14 protein-coding genes are annotated in these 17384 nt (G+C 69.4%); 8 read left to right on the top strand and 6 right to left on the bottom strand.

What is annotated here, in order from left to right; all coding sequences use genetic code 11:
* The first annotated feature begins 263 nt into the window (after window positions 1-263).
* Complete coding sequence (locus NS1_RS34245) at window positions 264-2090, top strand: serine/threonine-protein kinase (protein ID WP_062991272.1); 1827 nt, start codon at window positions 264-266, stop codon at window positions 2088-2090.
* Window positions 2066-4003 (top strand): protein kinase domain-containing protein, encoded by a 1938-nt coding sequence (locus NS1_RS34250; RefSeq protein ID WP_062991274.1) that lies wholly within the window; start codon window positions 2066-2068, stop codon window positions 4001-4003. Before NS1_RS34245 ends, NS1_RS34250 begins: the two co-directional genes overlap by 25 nt.
* On the opposite strand, the gene NS1_RS34255 is transcribed toward NS1_RS34250, so the two are convergent.
* On the bottom strand, window positions 4000-4827 hold the full coding sequence (locus NS1_RS34255; RefSeq protein ID WP_062991276.1) for a GNAT family N-acetyltransferase: 828 nt from the start codon (window positions 4825-4827) through the stop codon (window positions 4000-4002). The genes NS1_RS34250 and NS1_RS34255 overlap by 4 nt on opposite strands.
* A gap of 53 nt (window positions 4828-4880) precedes the next feature.
* Window positions 4881-5159, bottom strand: a complete 279-nt coding sequence (locus NS1_RS34260) for a hypothetical protein (RefSeq protein WP_084504731.1) — start codon at window positions 5157-5159, stop codon at window positions 4881-4883.
* 256 nt (window positions 5160-5415) lie between these two features.
* Here NS1_RS34260 and NS1_RS34265 point away from each other — a divergent pair, with 256 nt between their 5' ends.
* Window positions 5416-6042 carry a hypothetical protein gene (locus NS1_RS34265; protein ID WP_062991278.1) on the top strand — a complete coding sequence of 209 codons (627 nt, stop codon included), beginning with the start codon at window positions 5416-5418 and terminating at the stop codon, window positions 6040-6042.
* A 49-nt stretch (window positions 6043-6091) separates the two neighbouring features.
* On the opposite strand, the gene NS1_RS34270 is transcribed toward NS1_RS34265, so the two are convergent.
* Both NS1_RS34270 and NS1_RS34275 read right to left on the bottom strand, forming a co-directional pair.
* Window positions 6092-7219, bottom strand: coding sequence for an acyl-CoA dehydrogenase family protein (locus NS1_RS34270; RefSeq protein WP_062991280.1), 1128 nt, complete (start codon window positions 7217-7219; stop codon window positions 6092-6094).
* A 9-nt stretch (window positions 7220-7228) separates the two neighbouring features.
* Window positions 7229-8401 (bottom strand): acyl-CoA dehydrogenase family protein, encoded by a 1173-nt coding sequence (locus tag NS1_RS34275; protein ID WP_062991282.1) that lies wholly within the window; start codon window positions 8399-8401, stop codon window positions 7229-7231.
* Between the two features lie 198 nt (window positions 8402-8599).
* Here NS1_RS34275 and NS1_RS34280 point away from each other — a divergent pair, with 198 nt between their 5' ends.
* Complete coding sequence (locus tag NS1_RS34280; RefSeq protein WP_062991284.1) at window positions 8600-9424, top strand: hypothetical protein; 825 nt, start codon at window positions 8600-8602, stop codon at window positions 9422-9424.
* Between the two features lie 15 nt (window positions 9425-9439).
* On the opposite strand, the gene NS1_RS34285 is transcribed toward NS1_RS34280, so the two are convergent.
* Entirely contained in the window at window positions 9440-10354 is a 915-nt protein-coding gene (locus NS1_RS34285) for an SMP-30/gluconolactonase/LRE family protein (RefSeq protein ID WP_062991286.1), read from the bottom strand.
* A gap of 160 nt (window positions 10355-10514) precedes the next feature.
* Here NS1_RS34285 and NS1_RS34290 point away from each other — a divergent pair, with 160 nt between their 5' ends.
* From NS1_RS34290 to NS1_RS34305, 4 genes are read left to right on the top strand one after another with little or no spacing between them, the layout of a single operon-like run.
* Window positions 10515-11120 (top strand): alpha/beta hydrolase, encoded by a 606-nt coding sequence (locus NS1_RS34290; RefSeq protein ID WP_062991288.1) that lies wholly within the window; start codon window positions 10515-10517, stop codon window positions 11118-11120.
* A gap of 18 nt (window positions 11121-11138) precedes the next feature.
* Window positions 11139-11537 carry a hypothetical protein gene (locus NS1_RS34295; protein ID WP_255284803.1) on the top strand — a complete coding sequence of 133 codons (399 nt, stop codon included), beginning with the start codon at window positions 11139-11141 and terminating at the stop codon, window positions 11535-11537.
* Window positions 11530-12831 (top strand): WXG100 family type VII secretion target, encoded by a 1302-nt coding sequence (locus NS1_RS34300; protein WP_157125549.1) that lies wholly within the window; start codon window positions 11530-11532, stop codon window positions 12829-12831. The genes NS1_RS34295 and NS1_RS34300 overlap by 8 nt, the downstream gene beginning before the upstream one ends.
* The gene (locus NS1_RS34305; RefSeq protein WP_062991292.1) at window positions 12828-13532 is read left to right on the top strand and encodes an ESX secretion-associated protein EspG; all 705 of its coding nucleotides are present in this window, start codon (window positions 12828-12830) and stop codon (window positions 13530-13532) included. The genes NS1_RS34300 and NS1_RS34305 overlap by 4 nt, the downstream gene beginning before the upstream one ends.
* A gap of 34 nt (window positions 13533-13566) precedes the next feature.
* On the opposite strand, the gene NS1_RS42025 is transcribed toward NS1_RS34305, so the two are convergent.
* Window positions 13567-17295: a bifunctional RecB family nuclease/DEAD/DEAH box helicase gene (locus NS1_RS42025; protein WP_255284805.1), complete on the bottom strand. Its 3729-nt coding sequence runs from the start codon at window positions 17293-17295 to the stop codon at window positions 13567-13569.
* Window positions 17296-17384 lie beyond the last annotated feature (89 nt).

A 17384-nucleotide genomic window follows, 5' to 3' on the forward strand; every position in this document is an offset into this window, starting at 1 on the left:
CCGTCCACGGGCGGCTCGGCGCTGCCGCCCCGACGCGGAACCGCGCGCCCCGGCACCATCGACTTCCCTGGTGGCCGTAACCATCCCGGCTATATCGTGCCACCTCAGCAGCGGCGTCCGCCGTGATCGTGGCGGCCTTCGGCGCCCTCGCCGACTGATAAGGTTTCGTTGATTTTCCCGTGGCGGGCAACCCCGGCCGCGGCTTTTATGCTGTACGCGCGTGCGCTGGTGGGTCCCGGCGCGCGGCGGGAAGTGGAGCAGACATGCTGGCCAACGGAGATATTTTCGCCGGCTACGTCATCGAACGGCAGCTCGGTCGTGGTGGCATGGGTTCGGTCTACCTAGCCAAGCACCCTCGCCTGCCACGGATGACGGCGCTGAAGCTGCTCAACCGCGAGATGTTCTTCGACGCCGAGGTGCGGGCGCGATTCGAGCGGGAAGCCGATCTCGTGTCGCGCCTCGATCATCCGAACATCGTCACCGTCTACGACCGCGGGCACGACGACGAACAGCTGTGGATCTCCATGCAGTTCATCGACGGCGTCGACGCGGCCTCGGTGGATCCGCAGACGCTGCCGCCCGCCCGCGCGCTACAGATCGTGAAGGAAACCGCCGACGCGCTGGACTACGCGCACGGCATGGGCGTGCTGCACCGCGACGTGAAACCGGCCAACATCCTGCTCGCCCGCTCGGGCGCGGGCCGTGGCGAACGGGTCTACCTCACCGACTTCGGCATCGCCCGATTGCGCGACGACACCGGCAATCTCACCCAGACGGGCACCTTCACCGCGACGCTCGCCTACGCCTCGCCCGAGCAGCTCACCGGCGCCGCGCTCGATCACCGCTCCGACCAGTATTCCCTTGCCTGCGCGCTGTTCTGGCTGTTCACCGGTTCGGGGCCGTTCGCGGCGACCAACCCGGCCGCGGTGATCCAGGGTCACCTCCAGCAACCGCCGCCGACGCTGAGCAATGTGCGGCCCGGGCTCTCCTATGCCCTGGACGGCGTGCTCGCCAAGGCGATGGCCAAGCGGCCCGACGACCGGTTCGACTCCTGTTCGGACTTCGCCGAGGCCGCGATCGAGGCGCTGAACAGTCCGAGCGCGCCCGCGATTCCGATCGTCGGTGGACGTCCGGGTACCGGTGGGGCACACCCGATCACCGGGCGACCCACGACCGGGGGCGCGATTCCCCAGACCGGTCTGCCGTATCCCGTTGCCACACAGGGTCCGATGACCGGCGGGCAAATGGGCACCGCCCAAGGCCCCATGACCGGCGGACAGATCGGCACGGCCCAAGGCCCCATGACCGGCGGACAGATGGGCACCGCCCAAGGCCCGATGACCGGCGCTCCGATGGGCACCCAGCGGCCGATGAACCAGTCGCCGACCGGTGCTCCGCAGAATCCCTACAGCCAGCAATCGCGCCCGCAGTACCAGTCCGCGCCGCGGCCGCAGGCCAGTAATTTCACCCGGTACCCGCAGGGCTCACGACCGCCGCAGAAGTCGAACACCGGGCTGATCATCGGCATCATCGTCGCGGTGATCCTGGTGATCGTGCTGCTGATCGGCATCGGCATCGCGGCCAGCGGCGACGACGCGGGCAGCGACCGCACGACGACGACATCGGCGGCCAACCACATCACTCCGAGCGCCGAGGCCATCAGCGCCGAATTCGGCCGGATCGTGCCCGCCACGGTCGACGATTCCACCGGCTACAACGGCGCCACCTGCTGGGAGACCGACAACAGCAATCCGCCCTCACCCGCGGAAGGCGAACCCGATTTCGGCGCCTGGGTCCATCTGTGGAGTTGCTTCGGCGGCGGCGACAGCGACGACCCGTTCTACCGGATCTACGCGTTCGACTCGGCCGCCGACGTCAAGTCGGTGCTCGACGGTCTGCCGGCCAACACCAAGTCCACCGACAGCAACGGCGGCAAGCAGTACGCAAACTACAAGTACACCGACAACGGGAACAAGATCATCACGCAGTTCACCGGCGAGCCCGGCCGCGCCCAGTTCCTGATGTACACCGACGGCTACGGCACGGCCGACGAGGTGCTGCGTTGGTGGCGTTCGGCCCCGCTGAACTGATGTCGACGCACGACGAGGGCGGCGTTTTCGCCGGTTATACGATCGAACGACTGCTGGGCCGCGGCGGGATGGGCTCGGTGTATCTGGCGCGCCACCCGCGGCTGCCACGGCGCACCGCGATGAAGCTGCTCAACCGGGAGCTGTTCTTCGACAACGAGATCAGGGCCAGGTTCGAACGCGAGGCCGATCTCGTGGCGCAGCTCGAGCACCCGAATATCGTCACCGTGTACGACCGTGGCGTCGAGAACGACCAGCTGTGGATCTCGATGCGCTACATCGACGGTTCCGACGCGTCGTCGCTGCCCTCGCCCGTCGACCCGGCCCGTGCGGTCCGAATCGTCGCCGAAACCGCGGCGGCACTGGACTTCGCGCACAGCCGAGGTGTGCTGCACCGCGATGTGAAACCCGCCAACATCCTGATCGAACCGGTCGACAGCACCGAACGCGTCTACCTCACCGATTTCGGCATCGCCCGCCTGCACGACGACAGCGCCGCCAAGCTCACCCAAACCGGCACCTTCACGGCCACACTGGCTTTCGCCTCCCCCGAACAACTCTCCGGCATCACCCTCGACGGCCGCGCCGACCAGTACTCCCTGGCCTGCACGCTCTTCCGGCTCCTCACCGGAACCACCCCCTTCGATGCCACCAATCCCGTCGCGGTGATCCAGGGCCATCTCCAGCAACCCCCGCCCCGCGCGAGCGCCCTCCGGTCGGGCATCACCCCCGCGCTGGACGCGGTCATCGCCCGGGGCATGGCCAAGCGCCCCGAAGAACGCTTCGCCACCTGCGCCGAATTCGCCGCTGCCGCACAGCGGGCGTTGGCCGGTCACGCTGCCCCGCAGCAGGTTCACGGCTCACCCGCGACGAGGACTTATCCGCCGAACTCGCCCTTCACCCCGGGCGCCGGTTACCCGATCGCCGGGCACAGCGACCCGAATTCGCCTGGTGGACAGGCGTCGTGGCCGAGCACAACCGGCCCCGATCAGCCGTGGGTCACGAGCGGCCGTCCCGCGGGTTACCCACAGTGGGGAGCGAACTCCGCCCCGAGCACGGGCCAGCCGTCGCCCGCACAGCCCCCCTCGTGGCCCGGCGGGTCGTCTCCGTACCCTGCGGGCGCGTCGAATGCCCTCGCTCAGCGTCCCCGCGACGCCGGGAGTTCCAGGCAGACGAGCGGTCGCTCATCTGTCGCCGAGGACTACCTCGGCAAGAAGCGGAAGTCACGCTGGGAGGGCTCGCCGATCGGCTGGCTGGCGATCATCGCCGGCATCGTCTTCCTCGGCTGGATCCTCATGAAGACATTGGGCGATGACGGCGACGCCGCCGCGTCAGGCCCTCCCGGTCTCGAAACCTCCGCGGTCGCACCGTCTTCCGCGGACGCGACCACGTCCGCACCCCAGCGCCTGACCTCGACTCCACCGCCGACCAGCGACCGCCGGGTCATCGGCGCCAACGCGGCGAAGCTCAGCGACGAGTTCCCCCGCATGCTGCCCTCCACCTCGGCGAGCAACCTCGTCCATGCCGGTTCGGGCCTGGGCAACGCGGGCTGCTTCGCCTACGACCGTGCGACGGCCGGCCGCGATGCCGACGACGCGGATATGGGCGACTGGTCGGTCATGTGGCATTGCTTCGGCGGCGGCAACAAGGCCATCTACGAATTCTTCCTCTACCCTTCCGCGGCCGAGGCCGCGCAAGCGATCGCGGGCCTGCCCGCCAACGACGCGCGCCCCACGACGCACACCGGCCACACCTATACGAACTTCGTGCTGAACGACAGCCAGCCGAAATCACCGCGCATGGTCACCCGCTTCGACGGCGACTCCGGCCGCGACAACATGCTCATGTACAGCCGCGGCTTCATCGCCGACGAGGCGCAGGTGCTCCAGTGGTGGCACGCCGCGCCGCTGGTCTAGTCGGTCAACGCGTAGTGCACGAAGTCGCGCACCGGCTCGAAGCCGATGCGCTGGTAGATCTTGTTCGAGGTGGGGTTGGCCAGATCGGTGAACAGGCACGCGTCGGCGCCCTCCGCGCGAATCCGGCTCGCGACGGTGGCGGTCAGCGCGCTCGCGAACCCGTTGCCCCGGTATCGAGGTGGCGTGTAGACCGGGCCGATCCTGGCCCAGCCGAGGACCGCCGCCTGCCGGGCGACCAGCGTGACCGGTGTGCCGTCGTGCGCCCACAACCACGTTGTTCCGGCCTCGATGCGCCTGCGCACCGCCGTCTCGTCGAGTCGGTGTGGCGCATCGGCTTCCACCCGGAAACCCTCGATCAACGCGAGGCACACGGCCAGATCGTCGACAGTGGCCAGGCGAGGTGCGCCGGGAGCCTCTGGCACGTACGGGGAACCCAGGCGGAACAGGCGGGTCGTGTACGTCTCGCGGTAGGTACCGCTGGTGGTCGTCGACCAGTGCTCCGCGAAGGCAGCGGCGCCGACCCGCTCGCCCTCGACGCTGCGCACCGCGATGTCGCGCCCCGCGAACGTATCGACGACGGCCGACATGCTGTGCGGGGGCACCTCGCCGAGGTAGACGGCGCCGTTCGTGCTCTGCGCGAGACCGACGACCGCACCCGCGTGGTCGCGGACACTCAGAAATTGAGTCACCATCGAACCTGATCTGCCCGAGATCAGGTTGGCGAGGGTACTCGCGATCACCGTGTGCCGCAGCGGGTCACACCGCAGGAACGGCTCCACCTCGGCCATGAACCGGGCAGCGTCAGCGGTGATGTCGATGCTCACCCTACCGACGGTAAGGCGTCACACACGAGAACGCATTCGAATTATGAGGTGTCTCAGGTTGTTTCGCGCGCGTCCCGATCGGTGCGCAGCTTCAATAGGATGAGTCCAGCCGTGCAGGCCAGGATCAGCCCGGCGACGGTGATCTCCACCTGCAGGCCCGCGATACCGAGGCCGGCACCGACGAGACCGCCGATGAAGAACAACCAGCCCATGATCCGCGCGCCAACCGCCAAGGTGCGGTTGCCGGGCGGTGTCGCCGACAGAGGTCCGACGGTGGCCGAATCAGTGTTCGCCGCCGCGGTTTCCAGCCGGGGTGTCGAGAGTGCTCCCATGAGATTCTCCTCGATGACGCCGATCAGATACTTGCGTCGCGCAAACTTCGCGCGTCAGGGGTTTCGGTCCGGGCGTCTCATGCGTAACTTTGCTCACACACGCTACGACCCGGCGACGTCGAATGTGCGCGACACGTCCCCGCGACACGCCGAATTCATCAATCCGATATCTGGACCACTAGCGTTTAAAATGCGCTCTTCGGCCCGACCTGCACTACTGTGAGGCGATCTCGAAGCCGACGAGGAGTAACAGGCGATGGATAACAGCAGGGCCAAGTTGGTAGGTCCGGCAGTCGCTGTTGGCGCGGTGTCGCTCGGACTGATCATCATCGGTGCGTGCGGTGTCGGACAACAGGATGTCTACGTGCCCGCGCCGCCGTTGAGCGCGGATCTGGCCGCCGCTCCCGCACGGGTGGCCGAAGAGCCGACCTCGACGACGGTGCACATCTCGATCCCACCCTCGCCCAGCTGGCGGATCGCGCCGTACATGTCGCCGCGTAAACCGTTCAGCCTCAGCTCCACCGAGACCTCACCGTCGGAGACTCCGACCGAGGGCGGACCCGCTCCCGAGCCCCGCCCGGGCGAGGCGACTACCGAATCCCGACCGGCCGAGGCCTCGACCCGCCCGCCGGAGACCACCGAGGACGAGCCGACGACGACCCGGCCGCAGATCCCCACCCGGCCGAACCCCACCCGCACCGTCACCCCGCCCCGCCTCGGCGATGACGAAGCGGCCGAGGACTATCCGCCGACCCACGCCTTCGACCACGCGACTCCGACCCCGGTCGTCCCGGCCGACACCGGCGCCACGCCGACCCCGGCAACCACCACCGAGGCGTCGACGACCACCGAGACCCCGGCCCCCACCACCGCCGAGAGCTGACATGACGATGGTGCGCACCCGATTCGGGTACGCACCATCGTCGAAAGAACTACAGCTCGACCAGGTCGTAGTCGCCGATCCGATCGGCCAGCTCCCGCCGATGTTCCAGTGCCCCACCGAGCGTCTGCCCGATCGCGGTCAACCGGGCGACGTAGTGGCTCACCGGATACTCGGCGGTGACGCCGATGCCGCCGTGCATCTGGATCGCCTCCTGGCCGATGTGCTCGGCCGACTTGCCCACCTGCAGCCGCGCCCGTGACGCGACCGCCGGATCGTTGCCGCCGTCGGCCAGCGCGGCCGTCGCGTACAAGCTCATGCTGCGAGCCAGTTCCAGCGAGACGTAGCAGTCCGCCGCCCGCTGGGTGAGCACCTGGAACTTCGAGAGCGTGACCCCGAACTGCTTGCGGGTCTTGAGGTATTCCGTGGTCAGCGTGAGCGCGACCTCCATCGCCCCGACCGACTCCGCGCACAGCGCCGCCTGCGCGTAACCCTCGGTCAGCGCGATCTGTTCGGCCGCGTCGACATTGCCGCCGAGCAGCTCGCCCTTCGCGTCGGCGAGGTCGAACTGCGCGGCGCGGCGGCCGTCGAAGGTGCGGTACGAGCGTCGTTGCACGCCATCCTGGTTCGGGTCGACCAGGAACAGTCCGGTCCCGCCGTCCGGCAGGACCGCGCTGACGATCAACTCGTCGGCGACGTCACCGCGCAGCACCGGGTTCTTCACCCCGGTCAGCGCGTACCCCTCGCCCACGGCCACCGCGGCGGTGGTGAGTTCGGTCGACGGCCACCGGATGCCGGGCTCGGTGTGGGCGAAGGCGAGCAGGGTGGTTCCCTCGGCCAGCGCGGGCAACAGGCGTTGACGCTGCTCGGCGCTGCCTGCCAGCCGCAGCAGTTCGGCCGGGATCACCACCGCGTCGAGCACCGGCTCCGGAGCCAGCGCGCGACCGAGTTCCTCCTGCACCAGCATCGCCTCGACCGGGCCGGCGCCGACGCCGCCGTCTTCCTCGGGAATGGTCAGTCCGAGCACGCCGAGGTCGGCGAGCTGCTTCCAGACCGTGCGGTTCCAGCCGGGGTCGGTGTCGCCGGCCTTGGCCAGCGCCTCGCCGTCGTAGAACCGGTGCAGCAGCTCGCGCACGGTGTCGCGCAGCATCGTCTGTTCGTCGGTCAGTGCGAGTTCCATGTCAGTGCCTCACAATCCGAGGATCGTGGAGGAAATGATCGAGCGCTGGACCTCGCTCGAGCCTCCGTAGATGGTCACCTTGCGGTAGTTCAGGTAGCCGGGGCCGGTGTGCTGGGCCCACGCGGGCGAGGCGATGTTGTCGGCGTCGACCGCCAGCGCGTCGGCGCCGGCAATGTCGAGGAGCAGTTCGGTGGCGGCCTGCTGCAACTCCGTGCCCTTGAGCTTCAGCACCGAGGACGCCGGATTCGGCTTGCCCTCGACCGAGTTGGAGACCACCCGCAGCTGGGTCAGTTCCAGGGCGAGCAGTTCGTTCTCCAGCTCGGCCACGCGCGCCGCGAACACCGGGTCGTCGAGCAGCGTGCCGCGCCCGGTCCTGGTCGCACGGGCATAGTCCTTCGCGAGGCCGAGCTTGACCTTGGTCTTGCCGACGCCGGTGATGGAGGTGCGTTCGTTGCCGAGCAGGTACTTGGCGTAGGTCCAGCCCTGGTTCTCCTCGCCGACGAGCTGATCGGCGGGCACCCGGACGTTCTCGAAGAACACCTCGTTGACCTCGTAGCTACCGTCGATCAGCTTGATCGGGCGCATGGTGACACCGGGCGACTTCACATCGAAGAGCAGGAAGGAGATTCCCGCCTGCTTCTTCGGCGCGTTCGGGTCGGTGCGCACGAGACAGAAGATCCAGTCGGCGAACTGGCCGAGCGTGGTCCAGATCTTCTGGCCGTTCACGATGTAGGAGTCGCCGTCGCGCACCGCGGTGGTGCGCAGCGAGGCGAGGTCCGAGCCCGCGTCGGGCTCGGAAAAGCCCTGGCACCACCAGATGTCGAGCGCGGAGGTGGGCGGCAGGAAGCGCTGTTTGAGTTCCTCGGAACCGAACTGCGCGATCACCGGGCCGACCATCGAGGCGTTGAACGTGAGCGGTTCCGGCACCGAGGCCAGCTGCATCTCGTCGAGCCAGATGTGGCGCTGCATCGGCGTCCAGTCCTTGCCGCCCCAGGCCACCGGCCAGTTCGGCACGCACAACCCGTTGTCGTTGAGGATCTTGTTCGCGGTGACGATGTCTTCGCGGGACAGATCCTCGCCGTGTTTCACCCGGTCACGGATGTCGGCCGGGATCTCGGTCGTGTAGAAACGCCGGAGCTCGTCGCGGAAGGCGACCTCTTCAGGGGACAGGGCTAACTTCATACGGGTCTCCCAGTCACTCGTAGCCGTCGAAGAGAAACCTACCCTTCGGTAATCCTCGGTGTCGACTACATCACACGCGATGACGGTCCCAGCGGCGCTCACCGGACTCCTCGGCGGCTCGGCGACCCCGGTGACGACCTGGTACGTTGCCAGACGAACCGGACTATCCGGCGACGAGCATCCACCGAGGAGTCACGGGTGAACGGCAGATCCATCGCAGGGAGAGCAGCGGCGGTCACCGCGGCGAGCATCGGCGCACTGGCACTGCTGGCCCCGAGCGCGGTTGCGACGCCCACCGAGGACGCGATCAGCCACCTCACTCACCTCGCGGGCGAGGACGCCACGACGAAGGCCGGTGTCGGCGCCATCGCCAGCTTCACCGGCATCGTCGGCGAGGACGCCCTGCGGGAGATCTCGACGCAGTTCACCCCCTTCACCTACGCGGCCCCCACCTTCGGCTGCGGCAGCAACGGTCCGATCACCACGATCATCGCCGCGGCGTCGTTCGAAGGACCCGGTCCGCGCACCGAGACGAGCCTGGCACCGGGCGATATCCGCTTCAGCGCGAGCCCGCGCCACTCCGGTGTTCCGCTGGCATCGGGCCTGAGCGTCGCCTGGGTCAATGTCAACACCGGTCAGAGCGGCATCGTCGGCCTCGACGACCAGACCGAGTTCAAGCTGCCGTCGCTGTCGAAGACGGTGCACAGCGGCGCGGGCACGGTGGTGGCCTCCATGTGGGGAACCATCGACTACGCGGGCGCTCGCTGCGTGATGACCCCGACCGTCGGAACCTTCGTCGTGCCCGATCTGCCGGTAGCGGTCCCCGAGGCCCCCGCGGCGGCTCCCGCTCCCGAACCCCAGGCCGTCAGCCCTGGCTCGGGCGAATCCTCCTCGGGCACCCCGACATCGAAGGCCCCTGCCGCCCAGACACCCGCTCCGGCTCCGGCCCCGGCCGAAACGCCCCAGCCTGCCCCGGCGCCCGCTCCCCCGGCCCCGCCGGCGGCGACCAACGTCGGCGGCTGAGCCGACCCGGTCGAATCAGCCGATCGGACGGATCCGCAAGACGGTGCCTTCTTCGGAACCGGCGAGCAGCGCGGACGGGTCAGCGGGGTCGGCGACGACCGCGGTGAGCGGTTGGGTGGAGACAACAGTGCAGGCGGCGCCCGTGCTCGGGTTCACCCGGACGAGATGACCGGCCAGCGTCGTGACATAGAGGACGCCGTCGCGCACGACCAGGTCGTCGACGAAATCGGGCAGGGTGCCGAACGAGGTCAGATCGGCGACGGTGCTCGGCTCGCCCGGGTTGCTCCGTGAGAGTCGTAGTACCCGACCGACCGGGCCCGCGCTACCGACGAAGTTCGCGGTGACATAGACCGAGTCACCCGACACCGCAACACCATTGGGACCATCGATGCTCACCGCCGACCACCAGTCCATGTCCTCGCTGCCGTCAGGGCGCAGGCGGTGCAAGCCGTTGCCGGTTGTCACGTAGAGGTTGCCGTCGGCGTCGAACGCGGCGCCGTTCGGCTGGGGGAACCCGATCGCGAACGCGACGGGGTTCGGACGCGCGGCCGCCGGGTCGAAGCGGACGATGCCGCCCGAACCGGCCAGCGGCGAATTGCCGGTGACCACGTACAGCAGGCCGTCGGGACCGAGCCGGACCGCGCCGGGCGACGGCACGGCGACGGTGGCGGTCAGTCGCCCGTCGCGGTCGTAGCGCTGCACCTCGCCGCGCATGACCCGCGAAACCCACAGGTCACCCTGGGCGTCGATGCCGAAGTTCTCCGACCAGTCGAGCAGCGGCACACTGGACCTGATCGCGACGTCCTGGCGAGCCTGTCCGCACGACGACTGCGGCGCGGCGCCCGCGACGGCGCCGGTACCGAGAGAGGCGCTGGTCACGACAGCCGCGCCGACCACCACACGGACGACGCAACGGCGGAACGACAACATCTGCAACCCTCGACTCTGTTGACCCAGTTCGACGCGCGAAGTCTAACGGCTGCGGGCCCACCTTGGGCAGCCCCCGTCACAGGCCGTTCCGATCACCGAGTATCGCCTCTGGTCCTGTCCCCCAGAACAATTGAGTGGGCGCAGCGGCGATAATCGACGGGTGCCCTATTTCGACAGCGAGCGTGGACGGCTTCACTGCCGGTGCTGGTCCATCGACCACCCCGCGGCGAGGCTGGCGCTGTTGCCGGGCACCGGTCAGCACAGCGGGCACTACCACCGCTTCGCCGCGGCCTTGCGTCCCGCCGGGATCGAGCTGTGGACACTGGACACCTCGGGGCAGGGACTGAGCGAAGGCGATCCCGACGCGCCGGGCACCATCGACGAGCTGACCGCCGACGCGCGGGAGTTTCTCGCGCTCGTTCGCGCCGATCATCTGGACGCACCGATGTTGATGGGCCACTCCCTCGGCGCGATGACCGCGCTGAGCCTCGCGGACGAAAGCCCCTCTGAGCTGGCCGGACTCATCCTGTGCGGCACCCCGCGCCGGGTCGCCGACATAGCCCCGGATCCCGGCCTCGCGATTCTGGCGGTACACGGGGTGGACGATCGGCGCGCGCCCATCGATGTAATCCGGCTATGGACAGCACGGCACCGATCGGTAGATTTGCGCGAGTACGCCGACGCCGGACATGACCTGTTGCACGAACCGGTGCAGCACCGCGTGGCGGCCGATATCGCGGAGTGGGTACTCACCGCGGTGCGATGAACGACGAAGGGGGAACCGGTGCAACCGAACCGAACGGGGCTGCCGAATACGGCGGCTCTCGGCCGAGCCGTCGACGAGGGTGGGCTGTGGATCGACGGGGTGCTCGTCGCCGACGGCGCGCCCGAACGGTGCGCTCTGCGTTATGAACGACTGGCCGAAGAAGTCGAAGCCCAGGTACTGGTTCTCAGCCGGGCCGCGGTCATTCCGGGTTTCGGCGGACTCGCCTCGGGTGGCGCCTTGCGCACGGGCTTCGAGACCAAGACGACCGAGGCGCTCGACGAACTGCGCGCCTACACGAGCGCCGCACGCGAGCTGGCCGGCGTGTTCCGCGCCGCCGGGGCGAGCTTCCACGAGGCCGATCAGACGCTGGCGGGCGCGGTGACCGCGATCGAGGTTCCCGGTGGTGGCGATGCGTAGCATCTCGGGCCGCACCGACGTGGACTACGTGTCGGTCGTCGAAGTCTTCGACAACCTTTCACATGGCGAAATCCACAGTGCGGTAAGACAACTCGACCCGGCAGCGCTGGCGGGCGCAGCCGAGACCTTTCTCACCGCCGCCACCGGCCTCGGTGACGGCGTGGAGATCGCGCACGGTGAGATCCGGGCCGCCATCGCCGATGGCTGGCGCGGCGCCGCAGCCCAGCAGGCCTCGGACGCCGTGCGCGACTTCGAGCAGACGGGTCGGCGCATCGCCGATGTGCTGACGGCGGTCGGTGTCCGGCTCAGCCAGGCCGGTGACGCGGCCGAGTCGATTCGCACCGCCATCGCGGAACCCGCCGGGGCGCAGCCCGATCCGGCTGCCGCGCTCCTCGACTCCGAACAGGCCGCCACCAACGCCACGCTCACCCGCGAGGCCGAGAACGCCCGGCTCGACGCGGTGCAGGCGATGGAGACGATCTACGCCGGAGCGTTCCTGCCGACCGGCTCGGGTGTGCCCGCCTTCACCGGAATCACCACGGACACAGGAACTACCGCTGCCGGTGTCGCGCCATCGGGTGCCGTGCCGTCGGCTGGAATTCCGCAGGCTGCCATGCCCGGTGTCGTCGCGTCGACGACCGCCCCGGCAACCATCGCCGCCACGGTGCCCGCCGGATCCTCGCCGGTTGTCAGCAGCGCGAGCACGACATCGACGAGCAACGGCGTGCTGTCAACCAACGGCAATGCCACAGCACCGGCAGGGTCGACACCCGGGACGACACCGGCAACCACCTCCGCCACGACGCCGGCCGCTGTCGCCGGTCCGGGTCGGCCGGTGACCGATTCCGCTGAGAAAGCGAGCACTGCCCCGGCATCGATCACCCCGGCAACGTCGTCGACTTTCCCGGGCAAGGTGTCAGCAGGCGGCCGACCCCGCCCCGCGGCGGACACCGCTACCGCCTCGGCCACCGGTCAGGTGGCCGACGCCTCGGCCGGGAACGATGGGCGCCAGGAACCCACGGTGACCGGTGGTGAGGCCGCGGCAGGCATGGGCGCGGGCGCCGTCGGCGGCATGATGGGTGGGGCGATCGCCGCCGCGGATCAGGCGCGGCCGTCCGGTGGGCCGCGGCCTGCCCAGCCGGTGGACGAGCCGGAGGACGAGGACGACGAGTTCCTGCGGTTCCTCGAGGAGGAGCCGACCTATCTCGAGCCCGCCGACGAGGTGAACGCACTGATCGGGAAGCTGGACCCGACCAGTCCCGCCGTGCTCGGCGAGTGGACCGAGCGGGAGTGAACTGGCACTTCACCCCGGACCAGTTCGCGCTGACCTGGGCACGCACGGACGGCGACCGGATTCCCTATCCGCTAGCCGTGCGTGCGTCGGCGCGCGACACCGTCGAGCGCGCCGCCCAGCAACCCGCGCTAGAGGCCTGGTGCGCCCGCACCCTCGACGCCGACCTCGCGGCCGCCCTGTGCGTGCTGGCGAAACCGGAGATCCGCGTCGAGGTCTGCGGCCACGCCCCCGCGCCGGTGCGGATGCTCGGCGCGGTCACCGCGGATGTCGCGGTGCTGGCGGTGCAGGACCCCGGCACCGCGCCCGACCGCGGCGGCTCGGTGCACGTCCAGGTAGGCAGCACGAAACGTCTTGCCGCCCAGGTATTCTCCCGCCTCCCGGCCCAACCCCCCGGCCTCATCCCCCGCATCACAGCCCCGGCGACTCGCGTCGAAGAAGACAGCCGCGACCTGGTAACCGCACCCGTGGCAGGCCCATCCGACGCCGCCCGCATCCGCCGACTCCTCCAGCGCCCCCGCAGCGGCATCGGCCAGATCCTCGTCGCGGCAGGCAGCGACCCCAAGCCCACAGGTGTGCTGTCCTGGATCGACCTCACCGGCGACGGCCGCTACCTGGTCCACGCCAGCCGCCACATCGACATCACCCCCGCCACACCCGATACCGCCGTCGAATGGCTACGCCGCCTACTCCGCAGCGTCTGAACCCCGCATCCAGTGAACACCGAATACCCGCCCACTACCCGAGCCGAAGAAACCCCGCCAGATCCGCAAGTTCCTCAGCAGTATCCGGCAAATACTCGGTAAGCAGCGGCGACCGAATGACAACAGCCATCCACATAGCCCGACACAACGTCGCATGAATAACAGTGCGCGACAGCAACGGCCGCATCCCGAAGGGCGCATCAGCGGGAGTCGACGTGGTCATCGACAGCAGAACCACAGCAGCTTCCCGCCCCCGGAACCGATCCGGCGTCCCCACGAGCACATCTTCGATCTTGGCACGAGCCAACAGAGTACGAATCCGCGCAACCTGCGCCGCATAGGGCGCCACCACGAAGATGTCGTGCGGGTGGAGCTTGCGCGTCCCCCCGTCGGAGGTCCACGTCTCACCGAGCAGAATCCGAACCCGCCGCACCACTTCACGCGCCTCGGCATCGGATTCGGTAGCGCTGCCACGATGCTCGACGAGCACCGTACTCACGCCGGGCGCGATCCCCACCAGATCCCTCGTCATCGTGACGGCCTCATCCGCGCGCAGTCGCCCGTCGTAGCAACTCGCCGACACGGGCTCGCAGACCGCCGGGTGCATGCGCCAGGTGCGATCGAGAAAGTAGCCACGCTCGGCAGGCAGCGTCGCCGCGCCTTCACACAGCCACTCCAAGGCCGAGACCTGCACGGGCTCCGGATGCTTCGCCTGCGACCTGGCCGGAACCGGATCGCCGATCAACAGCAGATTGCGCGCGCTCACCGCCACCGCGACCGTGTCGGCCAGCGAGCATTCCCCGGCGTCGGCGATCACCAGCAGGTCGAGCGCGCCGGGCGCGATCAGCCGGTCGTCGACGAAATCCGCCGTGGTACCGCCGATCACGCAGCCGTTGACGGCATTGTCGAGGAACCGCGGATACCGCGTGGCATCGATCGCCGACCATTCCAGGCCGACCGAGGCGACGTCCTTCTTCGCCACGAGCTCGGGCAACAGACCCGCCTCGACAACCGCGTCGAAGATCCGCTCGATCACCGCGTGCGACTGCGCCACCACCCCGATCCGCCACTTGTGGCGGGTGACGAGCCGCTCGAGCGCCCGCCCGGTGATCCCGGTCTTGCCGGTGCCGGGCGGGCCGTGTACGGCCAGGTACGAGGCGTCCAGCGCACCGACCGCGTGGGCCAGGACGGCGCCGAGGTCGTCGTGGGGCTGCGGTAACGCCATCCCGTCGCGCAGCCGGGGCGCGCGGCGCAGCAGCAGATCGTAGACCGCGTTCTCCGGTACACACGGCAGGCTCATCAGCAGGTTCTGCGCGGTGGACTCCAGCGCGGCCTCGATCTCGGCCTCCCCGTCGGGCGGGCCGGGGGCGATGGCGGCGGGGAGGTCGTCGTAGGGCGGGCAGCCTGCCGGGAGCAGTTCTTCCAGCCGGACGGTGTCGTCGAAATTCGGGTCCACGGCACACCCGAGCACGGTGGCGGTGGCGGTGGCGCGGCGGCCGAGCGTTTGGGTCATGCCCGCCGCGGCGGCGCCGTCGTAGATGGTGACCATCTGCGTGCCAGGGGTGAGGGTGGCGCCCGTGCCGAGCCTGCCGGTGAGCGTGAGGTAGCGGCGCATCGTCGGAAGCTGTGGCGTGCGATGCCATTTGGTGTCGACGGTGCCCCATTCGACGACGAGCACGCCCGGCGCGTCGGCCCAATCGCCGACCGGATGGCCGAGCCGATCGATGTGGGCCCACCAGCGGGGCTGCCGTTCCCGCCGGTGATAGCCGAGTACCGCCGCCGTCAAAGAGGCGGCGCGCGCCGAATCTCCTTGCGCGTCAGCGGCGAACTCACTGAGCGCGGCCTCCAGCGAGCTCGGGTGCAGCGAGGGCGGCACATCGGATTCCGTGACGGCGAATCGAGTGCCGGGCACCGCGATTCCCGCTTCGACCGCGCGATCGAGCAGCCAGTCGCGGATACCGAGCACCGTCGCCGCGCGACCGGGCGTGTTCGGCAGCAATGCCGCCAGTCCCGCCGCGTCGTAGGACTGTTCACCGATCAACAGCGCGGTGCGCACGATCGGCGCCAGGTCGACCAGCGCTCGATCGGCCAGCAGCTCGTCCAGGAGATCGGCGCCGGTTCCGAGCTGACCCGCCCAATCGAGCAGCGCCGTCCGGATATCCGAACCGTAGTGGTACACACGCACATCCGGATCCGCCGCCCGGTGCTCCGCGATGATCTCCAGCAACTCCTCCAGCACACCCCCGTCCTGCGTCGACGGGCCGTTCGCATGGCCGAGACCGAGGGGGCTGCGCGGTGGCGTATCGACGCCGGCCGGACGTGGATCGGCGGCGGGCGCGTCTACCCGGTCGTCGCCGAGGACTATGCGCCCGAACGAGATGGTGTCCGCCTCCGACGGATCGGCGCTTGGATAGCCTGCCGCGTTCGCGGGTTCGACCCCGGCCGGGCCGAAGACCACCGCGTTCGTGTCCGTCGGACCGACAGGCGGGCCGGGTCGGTAGCTGACGCTGTTCGGCTGTTCCACACCGGCGACGACCGGCCGGAAGACGATGGTGGCGGCATCGGCGAGTTCGAGGCCGGTGATCGTGCCGTGCCGGTCCAGGTCGATGACAAGGGCGAGGTCGCCGGGGCGTGGGGCCGGGAGGGCGCCGAGCGCGGTGGCGTCGCGCAGGGTGAAGGCGGGGTGGCCGGTGCGTTCGCGGACGAGTTGGATGTCGGCTTGTTTGCGCAGGGCCGCCAGCGTGCGGGGGGCGAGGCCGGGGACGGGAGTGTTGGTGGTGGCGAGGCGGTCGATCGTGAGCACCCCCGCCTCGCGCAGCCTCGCCCGCTGGGTGGGTCGGATTCCCGCGACCAGCAACAGGTCTCGCGCGTTCGCCGCGGCGGCTCGGCAACTGGGACACTGCCCGCACGCCAGATAACGCGGGTCGCCCCACTGGACCGGCAGCAATTCCGCCAGCTTGTCCTCGATGATCTGCTCGACCCGAGCCCGGCGCGCCGAATACACCGGCGCCAGTTGATCGATCACCTCGCGCCGCACACCATCGGCCGTCCAGAGATAAGCCGCCGGATCGACACCCACCCCGACGTCGGCGAGCGCCTGCGCGCAGGCCGCTGATTCGAGGCGAGCACCCAGCAATTCGCGAGCCGGATCGACCTTGACCGCCTGCACCGATGCCGCGATCCGCTCGAAAGGTGTCCGACCCGCGGCCAATTCGCGGCGCAGCACCCGACTGTCAGCGGGCCCAGCCGCTGACCCGACGAAACTGCTGAATTCCTCGTCCGCGGAATCCTCGGGCAACCCTGTCACCGGTGGCGTCCCGGTCTCACTACGGCGCAGCACGCCCGGCACGCCGACCGAATCCTGGCCGAGAGCACTGTGCACGGTGTACCTCGCGTCAGCGGAGTCACGGACCAGAAGGTCCGCGCCGCAGGCGAATCGACCGTCGAAGAACACCGCGCCGTAGATCGCATCGGCGCCGGAACTCAGCGCTCGCGCGGTGCGCTCCGCCGCAGCTGTCAGCGCCGCGATCCGGGCAGCCGCGTCCCCGCCGACCACCTCGGGCGACGGGATCCGGACGAGCCTGTCACCGAAGTGCGCGAGCAGCTCGGCGGACGGTTCGACCGTGCGCACCAGCGGGGCGGTCGTGTCGGGAACCCCGGGCAGATTGCCGAGAGCGGCGTCGATTCCGCGCAACACCGCGAACTCACAGTTCGCCGCGCGTGCGAGATCGCCGACGGCACCGACCACCCGATCACCGGACACGAACAAGCGCGGCCCTCCTGTGTTCACGAACACCCGACGCCCAACACCTTAACCAGCGTTGCGAGAGACCAGGGTACGACCCGTGGGCA

Origin of the sequence: Nocardia salmonicida NBRC 13393, assembly GCF_001613085.1 — a bacterium.
In the GTDB taxonomy this organism is placed as follows: domain Bacteria; phylum Actinomycetota; class Actinomycetes; order Mycobacteriales; family Mycobacteriaceae; genus Nocardia; species Nocardia salmonicida.

What these genes read in the sequence shown, in the direction of transcription:
- NS1_RS34245 (WP_062991272.1), top strand. Translation starts at nt 264, where the DNA reads ATGCTGGCCAACGGAGATATTTTCGCCGGCTACGTCATCGAACGGCAG.
- NS1_RS34260 (WP_084504731.1), bottom strand. Translation starts at nt 5,159, where the DNA reads ATGGGAGCACTCTCGACACCCCGGCTGGAAACCGCGGCGGCGAACACT.
- NS1_RS34265 (WP_062991278.1), top strand. Translation starts at nt 5,416, where the DNA reads ATGGATAACAGCAGGGCCAAGTTGGTAGGTCCGGCAGTCGCTGTTGGC.
- NS1_RS34270 (WP_062991280.1), bottom strand. Translation starts at nt 7,219, where the DNA reads ATGGAACTCGCACTGACCGACGAACAGACGATGCTGCGCGACACCGTG.
- NS1_RS34275 (WP_062991282.1), bottom strand. Translation starts at nt 8,401, where the DNA reads ATGAAGTTAGCCCTGTCCCCTGAAGAGGTCGCCTTCCGCGACGAGCTC.
- NS1_RS34285 (WP_062991286.1), bottom strand. Translation starts at nt 10,354, where the DNA reads ATGTTGTCGTTCCGCCGTTGCGTCGTCCGTGTGGTGGTCGGCGCGGCT.
- NS1_RS34300 (WP_157125549.1), top strand. Translation starts at nt 11,530, where the DNA reads ATGCGTAGCATCTCGGGCCGCACCGACGTGGACTACGTGTCGGTCGTC.